At 70.6% G+C, this 16,017-nt stretch carries 15 protein-coding genes and 1 pseudogene; 7 read left to right on the top strand and 9 right to left on the bottom strand.

What is annotated here, in order from left to right; all coding sequences use genetic code 11:
• Positions 1 to 39: 39 nt before the first annotated feature.
• The 3 genes from ACQPYE_RS19135 to ACQPYE_RS19125 are packed head-to-tail and all read right to left on the bottom strand — an operon-like array spanning position 40 to position 3,601.
• Positions 40 to 1,308, bottom strand: coding sequence for a type III PLP-dependent enzyme (locus ACQPYE_RS19135; RefSeq protein WP_498722805.1), 1,269 nt, complete (start codon positions 1,306 to 1,308; stop codon positions 40 to 42).
• A complete protein-coding gene (locus ACQPYE_RS19130; protein WP_498722804.1) occupies positions 1,305 to 2,651 on the bottom strand; it encodes a preATP grasp domain-containing protein in 1,347 nt (448 codons plus the stop codon). The genes ACQPYE_RS19135 and ACQPYE_RS19130 overlap by 4 nt, the downstream gene beginning before the upstream one ends.
• Complete coding sequence (locus tag ACQPYE_RS19125; RefSeq protein ID WP_498722803.1) at positions 2,648 to 3,601, bottom strand: 3-oxoacyl-[acyl-carrier-protein] synthase III C-terminal domain-containing protein; 954 nt, start codon at positions 3,599 to 3,601, stop codon at positions 2,648 to 2,650. The genes ACQPYE_RS19130 and ACQPYE_RS19125 overlap by 4 nt, the downstream gene beginning before the upstream one ends.
• Positions 3,602 to 3,818: 217 nt before the next feature.
• On the opposite strand from ACQPYE_RS19125, the gene ACQPYE_RS19120 reads away from it, so the two are divergent.
• From ACQPYE_RS19120 to ACQPYE_RS19105, 4 genes are read left to right on the top strand one after another with little or no spacing between them, the layout of a single operon-like run.
• Positions 3,819 to 4,688, top strand: coding sequence for a diiron oxygenase (locus tag ACQPYE_RS19120; protein WP_498722802.1), 870 nt, complete (start codon positions 3,819 to 3,821; stop codon positions 4,686 to 4,688).
• Entirely contained in the window at positions 4,685 to 5,527 is an 843-nt protein-coding gene (locus ACQPYE_RS19115) for a class-II aminoacyl-tRNA synthetase family protein (protein WP_498722801.1), read from the top strand. Before ACQPYE_RS19120 ends, ACQPYE_RS19115 begins: the two co-directional genes overlap by 4 nt.
• Position 5,528: 1 nt before the next feature.
• Positions 5,529 to 6,173, top strand: a complete 645-nt coding sequence (locus tag ACQPYE_RS19110) for a holo-ACP synthase (protein WP_498722800.1) — start codon at positions 5,529 to 5,531, stop codon at positions 6,171 to 6,173.
• Positions 6,174 to 6,188: 15 nt separating this feature from the next.
• Positions 6,189 to 7,004 (top strand): class I SAM-dependent methyltransferase, encoded by an 816-nt coding sequence (locus tag ACQPYE_RS19105; RefSeq protein ID WP_498722799.1) that lies wholly within the window; start codon positions 6,189 to 6,191, stop codon positions 7,002 to 7,004.
• A 221-nt stretch (positions 7,005 to 7,225) separates the two neighbouring features.
• Here the strand turns inward: ACQPYE_RS19105 and ACQPYE_RS19100 are convergent, their stop codons facing one another.
• Genes ACQPYE_RS19100 through ACQPYE_RS19090 form a run of 3 tightly spaced genes read right to left on the bottom strand, consistent with a single transcriptional unit; the run spans position 7,226 to position 9,766 of the window.
• Positions 7,226 to 8,230 carry a helix-turn-helix transcriptional regulator gene (locus tag ACQPYE_RS19100; RefSeq protein ID WP_498722798.1) on the bottom strand — a complete coding sequence of 335 codons (1,005 nt, stop codon included), beginning with the start codon at positions 8,228 to 8,230 and terminating at the stop codon, positions 7,226 to 7,228.
• A complete protein-coding gene (locus ACQPYE_RS19095; protein WP_498722797.1) occupies positions 8,205 to 8,951 on the bottom strand; it encodes a thioesterase II family protein in 747 nt (248 codons plus the stop codon). Before ACQPYE_RS19095 ends, ACQPYE_RS19100 begins: the two co-directional genes overlap by 26 nt.
• A complete protein-coding gene (locus ACQPYE_RS19090) occupies positions 8,948 to 9,766 on the bottom strand; it encodes a helix-turn-helix domain-containing protein (RefSeq protein WP_498722796.1) in 819 nt (272 codons plus the stop codon). Before ACQPYE_RS19090 ends, ACQPYE_RS19095 begins: the two co-directional genes overlap by 4 nt.
• A 252-nt stretch (positions 9,767 to 10,018) precedes the next feature.
• On the opposite strand from ACQPYE_RS19090, the pseudogene ACQPYE_RS19085 reads away from it, so the two are divergent.
• Positions 10,019 to 10,657, top strand: a pseudogene (locus tag ACQPYE_RS19085) (AfsR/SARP family transcriptional regulator); the annotation flags it as partial.
• 83 nt (positions 10,658 to 10,740) lie between these two features.
• Here the strand turns inward: ACQPYE_RS19085 and ACQPYE_RS19080 are convergent.
• Positions 10,741 to 11,250 (bottom strand): hypothetical protein, encoded by a 510-nt coding sequence (locus ACQPYE_RS19080; protein WP_498722795.1) that lies wholly within the window; start codon positions 11,248 to 11,250, stop codon positions 10,741 to 10,743.
• A 169-nt stretch (positions 11,251 to 11,419) separates the two neighbouring features.
• Entirely contained in the window at positions 11,420 to 11,965 is a 546-nt protein-coding gene (locus tag ACQPYE_RS19075) for a TetR/AcrR family transcriptional regulator (protein WP_498722793.1), read from the bottom strand.
• A 163-nt stretch (positions 11,966 to 12,128) separates the two neighbouring features.
• Between ACQPYE_RS19075 and ACQPYE_RS19070 the strand changes: the two genes are divergently transcribed.
• Together ACQPYE_RS19070 and asnB are read left to right on the top strand one after the other, a co-directional pair.
• Entirely contained in the window at positions 12,129 to 13,337 is a 1,209-nt protein-coding gene (locus tag ACQPYE_RS19070) for an MFS transporter (protein WP_498722792.1), read from the top strand.
• A 63-nt stretch (positions 13,338 to 13,400) separates the two neighbouring features.
• A complete protein-coding gene (gene asnB, locus ACQPYE_RS19065; RefSeq protein ID WP_498722790.1) occupies positions 13,401 to 15,272 on the top strand; it encodes an asparagine synthase (glutamine-hydrolyzing) in 1,872 nt (623 codons plus the stop codon).
• 70 nt (positions 15,273 to 15,342) lie between these two features.
• Here the strand turns inward: asnB and ACQPYE_RS19060 are convergent, their stop codons facing one another.
• A complete protein-coding gene (locus tag ACQPYE_RS19060; RefSeq protein ID WP_498722946.1) occupies positions 15,343 to 16,014 on the bottom strand; it encodes a helix-turn-helix domain-containing protein in 672 nt (223 codons plus the stop codon).
• Positions 16,015 to 16,017 lie beyond the last annotated feature (3 nt).

Genomic DNA, 16,017 nt, shown 5'->3' with positions numbered 1-16,017 from the left:
GTTGGTCCTCCTTGTCAGTGAGCCCGGTCAGCGGGGCGTTCAGTACGCGAGCACGCGTTGCTTGGCGAGCAGGTCCTCCGGTGTGTCGCGCTCCCGCACCAGGTGCGCGCGGCCGTCGTGCACCAGCACCTCGGCGGGGTAGCCGTGGCTGAGGAACAACCCGGGTGACGCAGTCGGCCCGTACGCGCCGGAGCGCTGCACGCCCAACAAGTCGCCGGCCTCCACGGGCGGCAGCGCGACCCTCTTGCCGATCACATCGTTCGGCGTGCACAGCGGACCGGTGACGGTGTGCTCGGTGGCGGGTGCCTCGTGGTAGCGGGTCAGCGAACGGATCGGGAAGTTGCGCTTGACGAAGCTGCCGACGCCGACGGCGGCCATGTGGTGGTTCGTGCCGCCGTCGGCCACCACGAACCGCTCCCCCATCGAGTCCTTCACGTACAGCGCACGCACGACGTACGTGCCGCACCACGCGGTCAGGTAGCGGCCCAGTTCGGTGATCAGCCGGCAGTCGGGGTGGGCTGCGGCGAACGGCTCGACCACCTCGTTGAGCCCGGACAGCAGCGCGGGCAGGTCCAGGTCCTTCTCGTTGTCGAAGTAAGCGACGCCGAACCCACCGCCGAAGTCGACGGTCTCCAGCGGCACGTCCAGCGCGGCGGACAGCTCGGTGACGACGGCCAGGATCCGCGCGGTGTTGTGCACGATGTCCTGGTGGGAGAGGAACCTGGTGCCCATGTAGGCGTGGAAACCGCGAACCCGCACCCGGCTCAGCGCCGAGATCCGCGACCTGGCGCCGCGCAGCACGTCGGCATCCACCCCGAATTGGCGCGGCTTGCCGCCCATGGCCAGCCCGGAACCCTTGGTGTGGAAGTCCGGGTTGACCCGCAGCAGCACGTCCACCGTGCGCCCGGCGTCCTCTGCGGCGCGGTCGAGCAGGTCCAGCTCGGCCAGCGATTCCACGACGACGGCGTGCAGCCCAGCGGCGACGCAGGCGTCCAGCTCGGCGGCGGACTTGCCGGGTCCGAGGAAGATGGTGTCCTCCGGCCGGACTCCGGCCCGCCGGGCGGTGGTCAGCTCGGTCAGCGACGAGACCTCCGCGCCCGAGCCGAGCCCGCCCAGGTACTGGCACACCGCGACGTTCGGGTTCGCCTTGAGGGAGAAGAAGACGTCGACCGCGGGATGCAGCGAGCCGCGCAGGCCCAGGTATGTGTCCCGGAGCACGTCGCCGTCGTAGAGGTAGAACGGCGTGCCGAACTCGGCTGCGATTTCCGAGATCGGCAGGCCCTGCACGGTCAGCTCGGTGCTCGTCATGGGCGCTCCTCAAGGGTGTGCAGGGCGGCGGCGACCTGGTCGTCCAATGTGGTCAGGCGGTTCTGGTCGGCGGCAAAGAGGACGGTGTAGAGCCGGCCGACGAATGGCACCGAACCGCCCGCTTGGGCGTTCATGGTGCCAAAGCAGGTGAGCGCGACGCCCTCGCCGCCGGCGGGTGGGTCGGCCAGCGGACCGAGCGCGGCCAGGAGGTCGGCGAACGGCAGCGGCTCGGTCAGGCGCAGTGAGTAGTGCCGGGCCAGCGCGACCCCGTCACCGGACCCGAACCGCTCGGTGACGCGGCCCTGGTAGCTGGACATGTTGAGCCGGGCATTGATCTCCAGTACCGGGTACACCAGGTCGTCCGCGCCGAGCAGCGCGTCCACGCCGGCCACGCCGCGGAAGCCGTCCGTGTGCAGGCTTGCGCCCAGCAGGGCCGCGGCCTCGCGCAAACCGTCCTCCTGCTCGTCGGACAGCCCCGGGGGCATCAGGTGTCCCACGTGCACCCCGTCACGGGTCAACGCCCGCTTGACGAAGTCGAACGTCACCCGGCCACCGCTGCCCACCGTGAACTGGTAGTTGAGGTCGAACCGCTTGGGCAGGAAGCGTTCCACCACGACGTGCAGCGCGTCGTCGCCCGTACGCTCGACGCGGCGGCGCAAGGTGCGCACCAGCCTGCCGACCTTGACCGGGGTGTCGAGCACGACGAGACCGCGTCCGGAGACCCCGTAGGCGTCCTTGACGATCACCGGCGAGTCGTCCTCGGTGAGCCGGACGAGCGCGGATTCCAGCTCGTCGACGGTCTCGCAGCACGCGCCCGGGATCTGACGCAGACCCAGTCGTGCGGTGAGCCGGCGGCTGTAGATCTTGCTGTTGACGCGCTCGAACACGGTGGCGTCCGACACGGCGGGACGCAACCCGGTGGCGTCGGCGATCTTCTGCTCGTCGGCGGACATGCCCATCGGCATCAGCCGCGCACCACGCGCGCCCAGGTCGCTGAGCGTGCGCAGCAGCTCAGGGTCGGACAAGACGGCGGCGCTGGTGCCTGGTTCGGTCGACCGCGCGACCAGCTCGGCGGGCAGGCCGAGGCCGTAGCGGTCGAGGTGGGCGCGGAACGCGGGGTCGAGCGGTCGGCCGAGCAGCAGGTGGTCGTCCGGCCCGGCCAGCAGCGCGCCGAGTTCCTCCATCCGCCGCACGGTCTCCGTGGTGACCGAGAGGTTGGCCGCGGGCAGGCCGCGGTACCCGCGGGCCCACTGGTTCTCCACCTCGAAGTTGCACAGCCAGACGAACGGCGTGTCCGGCGAGCCGGTGAGGGCGCGCTTCATCTGTCCGATGTAGTCGGTCATCGCTCGCCGCGCCGGGTGATGACCATCGCGCCGAAGGTCGCGCCGAGACCGACCGACACCAACAGGTAGTGTGCGCCCTCGACGAGCCTGCCCTCGGCACGCGCGGTGGTGTAGTTGAGGAAGACGTCGGCGGAGTAGCAATGGCTGTAGCGGGGGATGTTGTCCAGGTAGAACCGGTCCACGTCGGCTCCCATCTCCCGGATGGTCTGCTTCCAGGACACCACGTTCACGTTGTGCGGCAACACCAGCGCGATGTCGCCGAAGGTCAATCCGGCCTCTTCGACCGCGAGCAGCATCACCTCGGCCAGCGTCCGGGAGTACACCAGGCCGAACTGGTGGATGCCCTCCGCGTCGAGCAGCAGCCCGTCTGCGAACTGGCCGAGCGTCCGCGTGACGTAGGACAGCACCGGGTCGCCTTCGCCGTCCACCGCGACCAGGCATGACGCCGCTGCCTCCGCCATGATCGCGGTGCGCGGGATCAGCTGGACGGTCGGCGAGAATGCCCGTTCTCCGGTCACCACCAGGGCGCGGGCGTCCGGGTCGCCGTCGACGCGCAGCAGTTCGGCCACCAGGTCGACCGCGCCGAGGCTGCTCACGCACGCCTGCTGGTTGACCGCGAACGCGGTCGCACCCGGCAGGTCCAGCCGGTCCCGGATGACCTGGGCCGCCTCGGTGTCCGCGGCGGTGACGATCTGGGTCGTGTGCGCGTAGACCACGTAGGACACGTGCTTCCCAGCGGGCACGGCGGTCAGCGCCCGCCGTGCCGCGGGCAGCACCAGGTCGTACAGGTCGCCGCCGGGCTCGTGACGGAGCCGGTCCAGGCCGTAGATCTTGCGGAACACCCCGACTTCGGCCCGCCGCAACCGCAACCGGCCGGCCAGTTCCTCGATTCGGGTGTCGCCGTCGGGCAAGTGGGACTCGACCCGTTCCAATGTCGTCACGCCGGACATTTCGCGTGCTTCCCTTCGTCGCCGGGATATCGACGCCGGTCCACCGTAAGCCACCCGTTGAATGTGCTTCAACGTTCTTTTGTGCGGCTTTGTCCAGCGTTTGTCCGCCACAAGTGTCAACTAGCTGCCACGCCCTTTTCGGACGTGTCGGCACGACACTGGGGATCGTACTGTTGGAATCACCTCCTTCCCTTCGACCCGAACGGACCCGGCCCCCATGGTTAGTTCGCTGATCGAGCAGAACGAACGGTTCATCGGCATCCTCAATCGACTCAGCTCGATGTCGGTCGATGACTACTACAACCCGTACCGGATGTTCCAGTGGCCCGACACGCTGCCGGAAGAAATGTGGTGGATGAGCCCGGAGCTCACCACAACGTACGGTTCGGCGGTGGCCGACCGACTGACGGAGGAGCAGCTCCACGCACTTTCCAAGCACGAGAGCGTCAACTTCTACAGCCTGAACGTGCACGGCATCCGCGAGCTGCTCATCGAGGTCACCCGACGCATTCACACCACCGGCTTCGAGATCCCGTCGCAGTTCTTCCACCACTTCATCGGTGAGGAGAACGAGCACATGTGGTTCTTCGCCGAGTTCTGCCTGAGGTACGGAAAGAAGATCTACCGGCAGCCCGCCGGCGGCGCGAGCGGGACGCTGCCCGCGAACACCGAGAGCCTGCTGGTGTTCACCCGAATCCTGATCTTCGAGGAGCTGGTGGACCACTTCAACGCCGCGATGGCGGCCGACGAGCGGCTGCACGACACGATCCGGCAGATCAACCGGATCCACCATCAGGACGAGTCCCGGCACATCGCGTTCGGCCGGGAACTGGTGGCGGTGCTGTTCGAGGACGTCAAGCGCAACTCCTCGGCCGAGGACCTGCGCGCCGTCTCCGACTACATCAAGCGGTACCTCACCTACAGCTTCGAGTCGCTGTACAACCCGCAGGTCTATCGGGACGCGGGCATCCCCGACCCGCTCGCGGTGAGGCGGGAGCTGCTGGAGTCGCCCGCTCGGGCCGCGTTGGAGTCCCAGGTCTTCCGCAAGACCCGCAAGTACCTCGAGAAGACGGGGATCGTCAAGTGACCTCGAACGTGGACAGCGCACAGGCAGCCGCCCTGCTCATCCTCGGGCCGGACGAGAGCGACCTGCTGCGCGAACTGGACCGCACGTTCGCCGGCTGGGGATTCGCCTCCGGGGCGCGGGAGCTGATCCCGCCGCCGGTGTACCAGGTCTCGGACCTGGCGAAGCTGGACGTCTACGCGAACTTCCCGCACCTGTCGCTGGTGGCGGGCCCGCTGCGCCTGGACGCGGACGGCGTGCGCGAACCGGTGGACGGGCGGTTCGACCCGGACGGGCTGATCGGGGCGCACCTGGGCCTGCCGTCCGCGACCTGCTACGGGGCCTACCTCTACCACCAGCGCACCCGGCTGTCCGGGGACGTGCTGGTGACCCTGGTCAACCGGTGCTTCCGCAACGAGGACCATTACGAGGGTTTGCGCAGGCTGCTCAGCTTCCAGATGCGCGAGGTGGTGGCGCTCGGCTCGTACGAGCACACCCAGCGGTTGCTGGAGGCCGGGTCGGAGCGGGTCACCGCGTTCGCCGGTGAACTCGGGCTGCGGCTGGACAAGGCACCCGCCACGGACCCGTTCTTCCACCGCGACGGCGCACGCGCCTTGCTCGCCCAGTTGAGTCCGGTCAAGCACGAGTTCAGCGTCGACGGGCTGGCCATCGCGTCGGTCAACACGCACCGCAACTTCTTCGGCGAACGGTGTGACATCCGGCTGGACGATGACGAGCCGGCGTTCACCAGCTGCCTCGCGTTCGGCCTCGAACGCTGGGTCGCGGTGCTGCTGGAGGCCTCCGATGGCGACGCCGTGCTCGCCCTGGAGCGGGTGCGGGCGGCAGCCCGCCAGGTGGCCTGAGGTGTACCCCGGGCGCGTCGGCGTCGACATCGTGCCGTTGCGCCGGGCCGCGGACCTGGCCGCCGGGCGGACCCTGCCGCGTCTGCTCACCCCGGCTGAACTGGCCGCCGTGCGCGGGCGCGACGGCGTGGACGTGCCCGGTCTGGCAGGTCGCCTCGCGGCCAAGGAAGCCGTGTTCAAGCTGTTCCACGCCGCCGGGCCGTTGCCCTGGCTGAGCACCGAGATCGTGACGGCGGCCGGCGGCTGGCCGCAGGTCCGGCTGCGTGGACGGGCCCGGGGGCTGGCCGAGGCCGCCGGGCTGTGCCACATCGACATCAGCATCTCCCACGACGAGCCGTGCGCGATCGCGGTGGCCTTCGGGCTGCTGCTCACGCCGGCCCTCACCCACGTCAGGAGCAACGCCATGGGTTCGACTGTCTCCACCGGCATCGACGAGGTGCGCCGCTGGGTCTTGGCCCGCAACCCCGGCCGCACCTCGATTGCCGACGACGAGAACCTGATCGAGAACCGGCTGGTCGACTCGCTGTCCTTCGTGGACCTGATCTACACGATCGAGGCCGCCGCGGGCGTCGAGATCGACTTCGAGCGGATCGACGTCGCCGACTTCCAGACCCTGTCCACCATCGAGCAAGCGTTCTTCGCCTGAACCGGAGGAACCGCCATGGACCCTGTCTCCTACACCGCGCAGTGGACCGCCGCCGCCCGCGCGGTGGAATCCGAGCGCGACGGCGACGCCCTGTTCCACGACCCGCTGGCCAGGGCCTTGGCCGCACCGCGGGGGTTCGAACTGCTGGACAAGTACGGGGGTGGCGGGCTGCTCCCGTTCATCGCGATCCGCACCCGTTTCCTGGACGACAGCGTGACCGCGCTGCCGCCGGGCATCCGGCAGGTGGTGCTGGTGGCCGCGGGCATGGACACCAGGGCGTTCCGGCTGGACTGGCCGGACGGCGTGGTCGTCTACGAGGTCGACCACGGCCCGCTGCTGGAGGAGAAGCGCGCCCGGCTTGCGGCGCTGGACGCCACCTCGACCGCGCCGCGCCGCGAGGTGGCGGCCGACCTCGCCGGCGAGTGGCTGCCGGAGCTGGCCTCCGCCGGTTTCGACGCCGGGCAGCCGACCTTGTGGATCGTCGAAGGGCTGCTGTTCTTCCTCACCGAGGAGCAGGCGGCGGGGCTGCTCGACGTGCTGCGGTCGGCGTCCGCCCCGGGCAGCGAGCTGGCGGTGGACATCGTCAGTCGCGCGCTGCTGAAGAGCCCGATCTCGGCGTCGTTCCTGCGTGCGCTGCGGGACGACGGGACACCGTGGCTGTTCGGCACCAACGAACCGGAGGAGTTCCTCGACGCGCACGGCTGGAAGGTGCACGAGCTGAAGGAGCCCGGCCAGGAGGGCGCGGGAGAGGGGCGCTGGCCCTACGAGGTCCACCCGAGGTCGCGGCGTGGCGCGTCGCGCAGTTGGCTGATCCGCGCGCAGGCGGTGTGACACGCCGGGCTTGCCGACGCCCGACCGGCCCAGCGTTCGCGGTACACAGGGCACCGGCCCAACCGGTGCCGCGACCGTGCAGGGCCGGGCCGGCCGGGCCGGTGATCGCGGAGCACGCGGCAAGAGCCAAGCCGGTGCCGCTCACCGCGTCCAGGCGCGAGACGCCGAACCGGACCCGGTGTCGCGGAGCACACCGCCTGGACGATCCCCGGGTCTGGGCGTCAGTCCACGAGAGCGTCCAGGTCCAGCAGGCCGGAGCGGGCCGCTGCGAACCCGGCCTGAAACCGGCTCTCCGCGCGGAGCTCAGCCATGATCGCCGCGACGTGCCGGCGGCAGGTCCGGGTGGAGATGCCGAGCCGGCGCGCGATCACGTCGTCCTTATGACCGGCCACCAGCATTTCCAGCACCAGCGACCGGACGTCGTCCACCGGCTCCCCGGCGGGGGCGGTGTCCGCGTCGAACTCCCGGCCGGCGGCCCAAGCGTCCTCGAAGACCTCGCTGAGGAAGACGACCACCGACGACGCGCGCACCAACGCGATCCCCTGTCCTGCGGGGATGATCGCCAGCTCGCGGTCGAAGACCAGCACCCGGTGGCCCACGTCCTCGGTGGTGCGCACCTCGGCCCCGTGCGCAGCGACCAGCCGGACGTAGTCGCACACCCTGGTGTCGGCACGGGCGGTGTGCGGGTAGACCGTGCGCATCCGCACGCCGCGACGCAGCAACTCCAGCTCCTCCACCGTGGCGAGCTTGTGCGCCGGCGGGAAGTCCCCGCTGCGGCAGGGGCGCAACGCCAGCACCTCGTCCCGGCTGCGGATGGTCGCCTCGCGCACCAGGTGCCGAGCGCGCCGGTAGTCCGCGCACACCACGACCGACTCCGGTCCGCCGCGGTCCCGGCGCGATTCCGCGAACACCGCGCCGAACGTCTGGAGCCGCCGGTCCACCTCGGTCAGCTCCTCCCGCAGCTCGCTGATCCGGCGCTCCATCGGCACGACCAGGTCGACCCGCGCCTCCTCCGGGCCGACCGCGAAGAACCGGTCGTACGTGTCGGCCGTCACGAGCAACCGCAACCGGCACAGCTCGACCACCGCGCGCTCCACCCGCCTCGGGCACAGGTCCAGGTCGGTGGCCACCTCGGCCACGGTGACCGAGGGCTTGGCCAACGCGTGCCGGTAGACCTCCTGGATCACGCTCTCCACCGGCTCAGTCGCGCGCGCCGACACGGACATCGGCCGTCACCTCCGCCACGACCGCATCCAGTTGATCGTTGATGAAGAAGTGCCCGCCGGACAGCTCCACCAGCCGGAACCCGCCGGAGGTGTGCCCGGCCCACTTCAGTGCTGACGCGGGGGTCAGGTACGGGTCGCGGTCGGCGAGCAGGAACGTGATCGGCGCGCGGACCCGGTCGTCGGGCGAGCGCAGGTACGTGGAGTTGGCCTGGTAATCAACCCGAACCACGTCCAGGATCGACTTGCGGAACGCGGGTTTCTCCAGCAGTCGCACCGGGACCCCGCCGAGCTGCCGGAGTTCGGCGACGATGTCCTCGTCGTCGCGCGGGGGTGTGATGCCCAGCCCGTCCGACGGCGAGCGCCGACCGGAGACGATCAGCCGCAGTGGCGGCACCCCGGCGGATTCCAGCTCGCGCACCACCTCGAACGCCACCACCGAGCCCATGCTGTGCCCCAGCACCGCGACCGGCCGGTCCAGCCACGGCAGCACGCCGTCCCGGATGTGCGCCGCGAGGCGTCCGATGTCGGGGATCCCGGGTCCGGGCGCGGCGCCGCGCCGGCCGGGGTACTGGATCGCCAACGCTTCGACCTGCGGCGGCAGGGCCATCGCCAGTGCGGTGACCGCACCTGCCGACGACCCGGCGTGCGGGCAGAGGATCAACCGCACGTCTGCGTCGGGCCTCGGGTCGAGCACCCGCACGCACGTGTCCGTCGCGGTCACGGGGTGGTCCCGCACAGCGCGTACAGCGGGACGGTCGGGCGCAGTCCCACGCCCGGTTCGGCCAGCCGCAGGTGCAGGCCGCGCTCGCTCAGCACGGTCGCCGTGCCCGTGGCGCGGCTGGTCACCACGGTCAGCGACCCGTGCCCGGCGGCCAATAGCGGGCGGACCTGCTCCGCGTCACGGGCGTCGTCGAGCACCAGCAGCATCCGCCTGCCCGCGGTGACCTCCCGGTACAGCGCGATACGCTCCTCCTCGTACGCGGGTAGCCGTTTCGCGGGCACGCCCAGCGACACGAGCAGGCCGCGCAGCGCGCGCAGCGGGCCGATCGACAGGTCCTCGCGGGACCCGCACAGGTCGATGTACCGCGCGTTGCCGCGGTACCGGTCGGCGACCAGCGTCGCGAGCCTGCCCGCCAGCGCGGTTTTGCCTGCCCCGGCCTTCCCGGTCACGACGATCGTCTCGACCGGCCACGGCGCGTCGGCCGTGCCCGCCGGGTCCAACAAGTCCAGCAACAGGTCCAGCTCGGCCGCCCGGTCCGGGCAGGCAGCCGCCTGCGGAGGCCACGTCACGACCGGCCCGGAGATGCCGGTGATGGTCGCGATCGGAGTGTGCCACGCACTGTCCCGCGCGATCTCCCACGCCCACCGGACTTGCGCGGTGTCCGCGCCGCACGCCTGGACGAACGCCTCGGCGACCGGCCACGAGGGCACCGTCCGGCCCTGCTCCGCCGACGACAGCGTGCTGTAGGCGTAGCCCGAGCGCAGTGCCAGTTCCCGCAGCGTGAGACCCGCGGCGCACCGGGTGTCCCGCAGCAATTGCGCCAATCGTATACGCGGATTTTCGCCGTCAAGCGGAATCTGCCTTCGCCCCATCTTCTCCCCAACCTGGTGAACTGCCATTTCCTGGTTTTTCCGAGCCTGCGGACAGCTTTGCAGAGCACGCGCACAGATCCCGCACAGACGTCACACCATCGGACGAGTGCGGCGCCGGGTATTCACTGCGCAGGATGGAGCGGGGTCAATGATGAGCATTGGGAGAATCCGGTGCGATTTCACGTTCTCGGTTGCATGCTGGTCTCCGACGGCGACCGGCCGCTGCCGTTGCGTGGTGCACGGCAGCGGTCGGTGTTCGCGGCGCTGCTGCTGCGGGCCAACGCGGTCGTCTCGACCACCTATCTGGCCGGCGCGGTCTGGGACCAGCTCCCGGCCGCGCCGGAGTCCAACCTCCGGACCTACATCGCCGGGCTGCGCACCAAGCTGCGCGCGATCGGCGAGGAACACCGACTGGCGACCCTGCCCGGCGGGTACCGGCTGACCGTGCGCCCCGGCGAACTCGACCTGACCACGTTCGAGGAGCTGGCCCGCGAGGGCGACCGCGCCCGCGCGGCGGGCGAGCACGACAAGGCGGCCGAGGCGTACGAGCACGCGCTCGCGCTGTGGCACGGCGACCCGTTAGCGTGCTTGGAGTTGGGCGCGGCGATGCGGGGCGAACTGAGCCGGATCGTCGAGCGCCGGATCAACGTGATCGGCGACTACGTGGCCGTCACGACAGCGATGGGCCGAGCCGACCGACCTTTGGGGCTGCTGAGGCAACTCGTCGCCACCGAGCCGCTGCGCGAGGGCCCGTGGCGGCACTTGGTGGCCACCTTGCGCCGCTGCGGGCGCTCCGCCGAGGCCGACGCGGTGGTGGCCGAGGCACGCCGGGTGCTGGCCGAGGCGCGCTCCGACCGCACCGACCGCCTTCCACGGCCGCACCGGGCGGTCTCGGAGAGGTACGCCCCCCGGCCCGGTCACGCGGGACGGCCCGTCGGCGGGCAGCCGCGCACCCGGCTGCACCTGACCTCGGACGACCTGGCCAAGGTCCGTTTCGTGGACTCACCCGCGCACGGGCTGGACGCGGCGATCGCGTTGGCCGAGCTGCGCAACCAGGGCAGGCCCACCGCCGCGGACGCGCTGAGCTGGCTGCACAGGCTGACCGAAGGTCGCTCCGAGCCCGACCTCGCCCTGGAGCGGGAGCTGCGGGTCGTGCACGCCACCACTGTGGCGCCCCGCCGCCGGGCCACCGACGAGCTGATCCGCCGTGACATCGCCAACCGCGCCGGCATGCTCGCGGGCGCGGGCCTGGCCTCCACGGTCACCGCGCTGCACCCGTCGGTGCACATGCACGGTGCGACCGTGGAGATCCTCACCAACGCGCCGGCCGAGCTGCACGGCGACGGGCTCGGCCTGGACCTCCGGCCGTCCGCGTTCTGGACCGGCGTGCCGGTACTGACCCGCGACCCCGCCACCCGCAGGCTCACCTTGGTGTACTCGGTGCACCGCAACGGCTCGCGGGTCTCCGTCCCGCAGCGGCGCCGCCGGCACGGCGCGCAGGCCGCCGGCCCGGCCCGAGGCGGGGGAAGAGGTTCCCCACCTGCCGTCCGGACCGAACCGCCGTCCCTCGATGGGCGGACCGGCCCCCGCGGAGGCTCAGGCCGAGGCGAGCAGGGCCGCGGCCACCGCCTTGGCGCGGTAGGCGGGCTCGGCGCTGCGCGCACGCAGCGCCGTGACCTGGGCGCCGTCCATCAGCAGGACGAACTGCTCGGCCAGCACGTCGGCGTCCGCGAACCTCGCGTCGGAGAGCAGCCCGGTGATGAAATCGGTGACGGCCCGCTTGTGGTCGTCGGCCAGCCGGTAAACCTCGCTGTCGGGGTCGGCGTCCTCGATCATGATGTTGATGAACGCGCAGCCCCGGAAGTCGGCCGCCTCGAACTGCTCAGCCAGCGCGTCGAACACGGACAGGGGCGCACGCCCGCGTGCGGTGACCGCCTCGTCGAGCCAGGCGCGCCACCGGAGGTCGCGGTCCCGCAGCACCTCCAAGACCAGGTTGTCCTTGCTGTTGAAGTGCCGGTAAAAGGAAGCCCTGCCGACGCCGGAGACCTCCAGCAGGCGTTCTACACCCACCGCGCGCACGCCTTCGGCGTAGAAGAGTTCCTCAGCGGCCGACAGGAGGCGTTCGCGGGCGCGGTTGGCCATACCCGCGAGGGTAGACCAGCTTGCCCCAAACGGAAAAGATCGGTACCGTTCCGGACGGTACCGATTGGTACCGAATGCGGCTCCTGTGCTCCTGGCGTCCACGACCCCCGCCGGGTCCCACGGCCGCGCCGTCCACCACGCCCACACCTTCCGGGAACAACGCATGACAAATACCGGCCACGCCGCCGCCCGTTGGGGCCTGCCCATCCTCGGCTTCGGGACCTTCGCCATCGGCACCACCGAGTTCGTGCTGGCCGGAGTACTGCCCCAGTTGGGGTCCTCGCTCAACGTGTCGGTGACCACCGCCGGCCAGGTGGTCACGGTCTTCGCCCTCACCTGCGCGGTGCTCTCCCCCGTGCTGGCCACCGCCACCGCCGCCTGGTCACGCCGGGGCGTGCTGCTCCTTGCGCTGCTGGTGTACCTGGTGGGCAACACCATCACCGCCGTCGCGCCGTCGTTCGCCGTCGTGCTCCTCGGGCAGATCGTCGCCGCCGCCGGCGCGGGGCTGTTCATCCCGGCGGCCAGCGTCACCGCGTCCGCCTTGGTGTCCGCGGAACGACGCGGGCGGGCGATCGCGGCGGTCACCACCGGGCTCACCGCGGCCACCGCGCTGGGCGCGCCCATCGGCACCGTCGTGGGCAGCTTCCTGGGCTGGCGCGCCACCATGTGGTTCGTTTCGGTGCTGGCCGTCATCGCCCTAGCGGCGATCGTCCTGGCGGTGCCGAACGTCGCGGTGTCCGCACCGGCCGGGCTCAAGCAGCGCCTCGCCCCGCTGCGCGACCGGCGGATCGTCGTCGTGCTGGCCACCACGCTGGTGGCGTTCACCTCGGCGTACATCGTCTACACCTACATCGCCGTCGTGTTCGAGCCCGCCACCGGCGGTGACGGCACCCGGCTCGCCGTGCTGATGTTCGTCTTCGGCTTGGTCGGCACCGTGGGCAACTTCGGCGCCGGTGCGCTGGCCGACCGGCTGGGCTCGCGCGTGGTCGTCGGCGGAGCGGTGGTGCTGCTGGGCATCAGCCTGCTCGTCATGCCCCTGGTCACCGGTTCCTACGTGCTGTCACTGCTCGTCATGGTGGTCTACGGCATCGCCGCCTGGGCGATCACCACCCCGCAACAGCACCGCTTGATCACGCTGGCTCCTGCCGACGCCCCGCTGCTGATCTCGCTCAACGCGGCGTTCCTGTACCTGGCGATCTCGCTGTCCGGCGTGATCGGCGCGGTCGGCATCGGCACGGTGGGCGCCAACGCGCTGCCGATCATCGCGGCCGGGATCGCCCTGCTCGCCCTGGTCTTGTCCGAATTCGGGCACCGGCTGGCGACGAACAAACCCGCACAAAGCACCGTTGCCCCTCTCTCGCCGAAGCCCTAGCGTCGAAACCGGAATAACGCGGAACTTCCGCAAAAATTTCGGCACTCGACGAAAGGGCTGCTCATGTGCGGAATCGCCGGCTGGGTCGACTTCGACCGCGATCTGCGCGCGGAAACCGAAGTGGCCGGACGGATGACCGACACAATGGCCTGTCGCGGACCGGACGCCGAGGGGTTGTGGACCGACCGGCACGTGGCGCTGGGCCACCGGCGGCTGGCCGTCATCGACATCGAAGGCGGGACGCAGCCGATGGCCTCTCCCGAGCCCGGCCCGGACGGCAACCCGGTCGCGGTGCTCAGCTACAGCGGCGAGGTCTACAACTTCGCCGAGCTGCGCGCCGAGCTTGAGGGCGCGGGACACCGGTTCCGCACCCGCAGTGACACCGAGGTCGTGCTGAGGTCCTATCTGCAGTGGGGTGCGGACTTCGTGACCCGGCTCACCGGGATGTTCGCGTTCGCGCTGTGGGACTCCCGCCGGCAGGAGCTGCTGCTGGTCCGCGACCGGCTCGGGGTCAAGCCGCTGTTCTTCCACCCGACGCCGGGCGGGGTGCTGTTCGGCTCCGAGCCGAAGGCCATCCTGGTCAACCCGCACGCCCGCGCCGAGCTGGACCTGGACGGCCTGCGGGACGCCTTGGCGCTGGCCAGGGTGCCGGGCCGCACCCCCCTGCGCAACGTCTACGAGGTGAAGCCCGGACACATCGTCCGGGTCCGCCGCGAAGGCATCCGCGAGGACCGGTACTGGGCGCTGGAGACCAGCCCGCACGAGGACTCCGTCGAGGAGACCGTCGCGCACGTCCGGGAGTTGCTGGAGGAGATCGTCGACCAGCAGATGGTGTCCGACGTGCCGTTGTGCGCGCTGCTGTCCGGTGGCTTGGACTCCAGCGCCCTGACCGCCCTCGCGCAGCGCACCTCGAACCGCACCGGGCAGGGACCGGTGCGCACGTTCTCGGTGGACTTCGTCGGGCAGACCGAGTCGTTCCAACCGGAGGAGTTCCGGGAGGCTCCGGACGCGCCGTTCGCGGCGGAACTGGTGCGGCACGTCGGCACCGACCACCGGGTGGTCCTGCTCGACACCGCCGCGATGGTCGAGCCGTCAGTGCGCGACGCGGTGCTGCGGGCGTGGGATCTGCCCTACGGCATCGGCGACCACGACCCGTCGCTGTACCTGCTGTTCAAGGCGGTGCGCGAGGAGTCGACGGTAGCGCTGTCCGGGGAGTCCGCCGACGAGGTGTTCGGCGGCTACCTGTGGTTCCACACACCGCGTGCGGCGGAGGCGGACACGTTCCCGTGGCACGCCATCAACACGGTGCCGGTCAGCGCGCAGGCGACCAGCTTCCTCAACCACGACCTCACTGCCGCGCTGGACCTCGACACCTACATCGCGGACCTCTACGCCGACGCCGTGCGCCAGGTCGACCACCTGCCCGACGCCGACCCGTTGGAACGCCGGATGCGGCTGGCAAGCCACCTCAACATCACCCGGTTCCTGCCGATGCTGCTGGACCGGAAGGACCGGATGAGCATGGCGACCGGCCTGGAGGTGCGGGTCCCGTTCTGCGACCACCGGCTGGTGGAGTACGTCTACAACACGCCGTGGTCGATGAAAACGTTCGACGGCCGTGAGAAGAGCCTGCTCCGCGCGGCCACCGCGGACCTGCTGCCCGAGTCGATCGTGCAGCGCCGCAAGGCGCCCTACCCCTCCACTCAGGACACCAGCTACGACCGGGCGATCAACGAGGAGTTGGGCAAGGTGCTGGCCGAGCCGTCCTCGCCCGTGCTTCCCCTGCTCGACCTGGACGCCGTGCAGACCCACCTGGCCAAGCCGATCGACAGCCCGTACTCGATGATGGCGCGGTCGATCCACACCGAGGTGCCGGTGCGGCTCAACGCTTGGCTGAACCTGCACGAGGTGCGCATGGTCGACCTGCTCCCCTGATCGGCCCCGGATCTCCTCGGGGCCGGATGCGTGCACAGTGCGGCACGCGGTCAAGCTCGGCGCGCTCATGCTACGGACGCTGGGCGCGCGGACCCGATGGGCGAACGGCATCCCAACCCTGCATCCGCAGACCGAGGCGTTCCTGTTGGGCCTGGGGACGTGTGCGAGCTGCGGCCGGTCCTGGACCAACAGCACCGAGCCGGAGTACGAGCACTGCCCCGCGACTGCGGTTCGGGCCCGCTCCACACGACGCCAGGACGCCGAGCTGCCTAGTGCGGCGTTCCTCAAAGGTGGTAGATAAAACGGCGTCGCAGCTTCCTGGGTTTGTGCGCCGGGCGACCCCAGATCCAAGGTTTTGCGCGGGCGTTGAGGGCTGCGGTGGCCTGTCGGGTGGCCTGGTCGATCTCCTTGGGGTCGGCGAAGCTCTGTCCGGCCAGTGCTTCACGGCGGAACAGTCGCCCAGGCCGTCCAATCCGTTGGTGTTGAACCGGTGCAGCCACTCACGCACGGTCTGCGGGTGACATCCGACCTCGACAGCGATGTCCTTGGTCGACCCGCCCTTCCAGCTGGCCACCACGATCCGCGTGCGCCGGATCCAGTCACCGGGGGCGTGTCGGGCTCCGGCCAGTTTCCGGATTGCCCGCTCCTCCGCCACGTCGATCGGTAATCGCGCTACCAGCACTTTCGGCACGTACAGCTCCTCGTCGACCGACCTTGATCGACGATCAACATACGGCCTCATTGA

The organism is Actinosynnema sp. CA-299493, from assembly GCF_050946825.1.
Classification (GTDB): Bacteria; Actinomycetota; Actinomycetes; order Mycobacteriales; family Pseudonocardiaceae; genus Actinosynnema.
The sequence above is the reverse complement of the archived record's forward strand: the minus strand, read 5'-3'. Positions and strand labels throughout refer to the sequence as shown.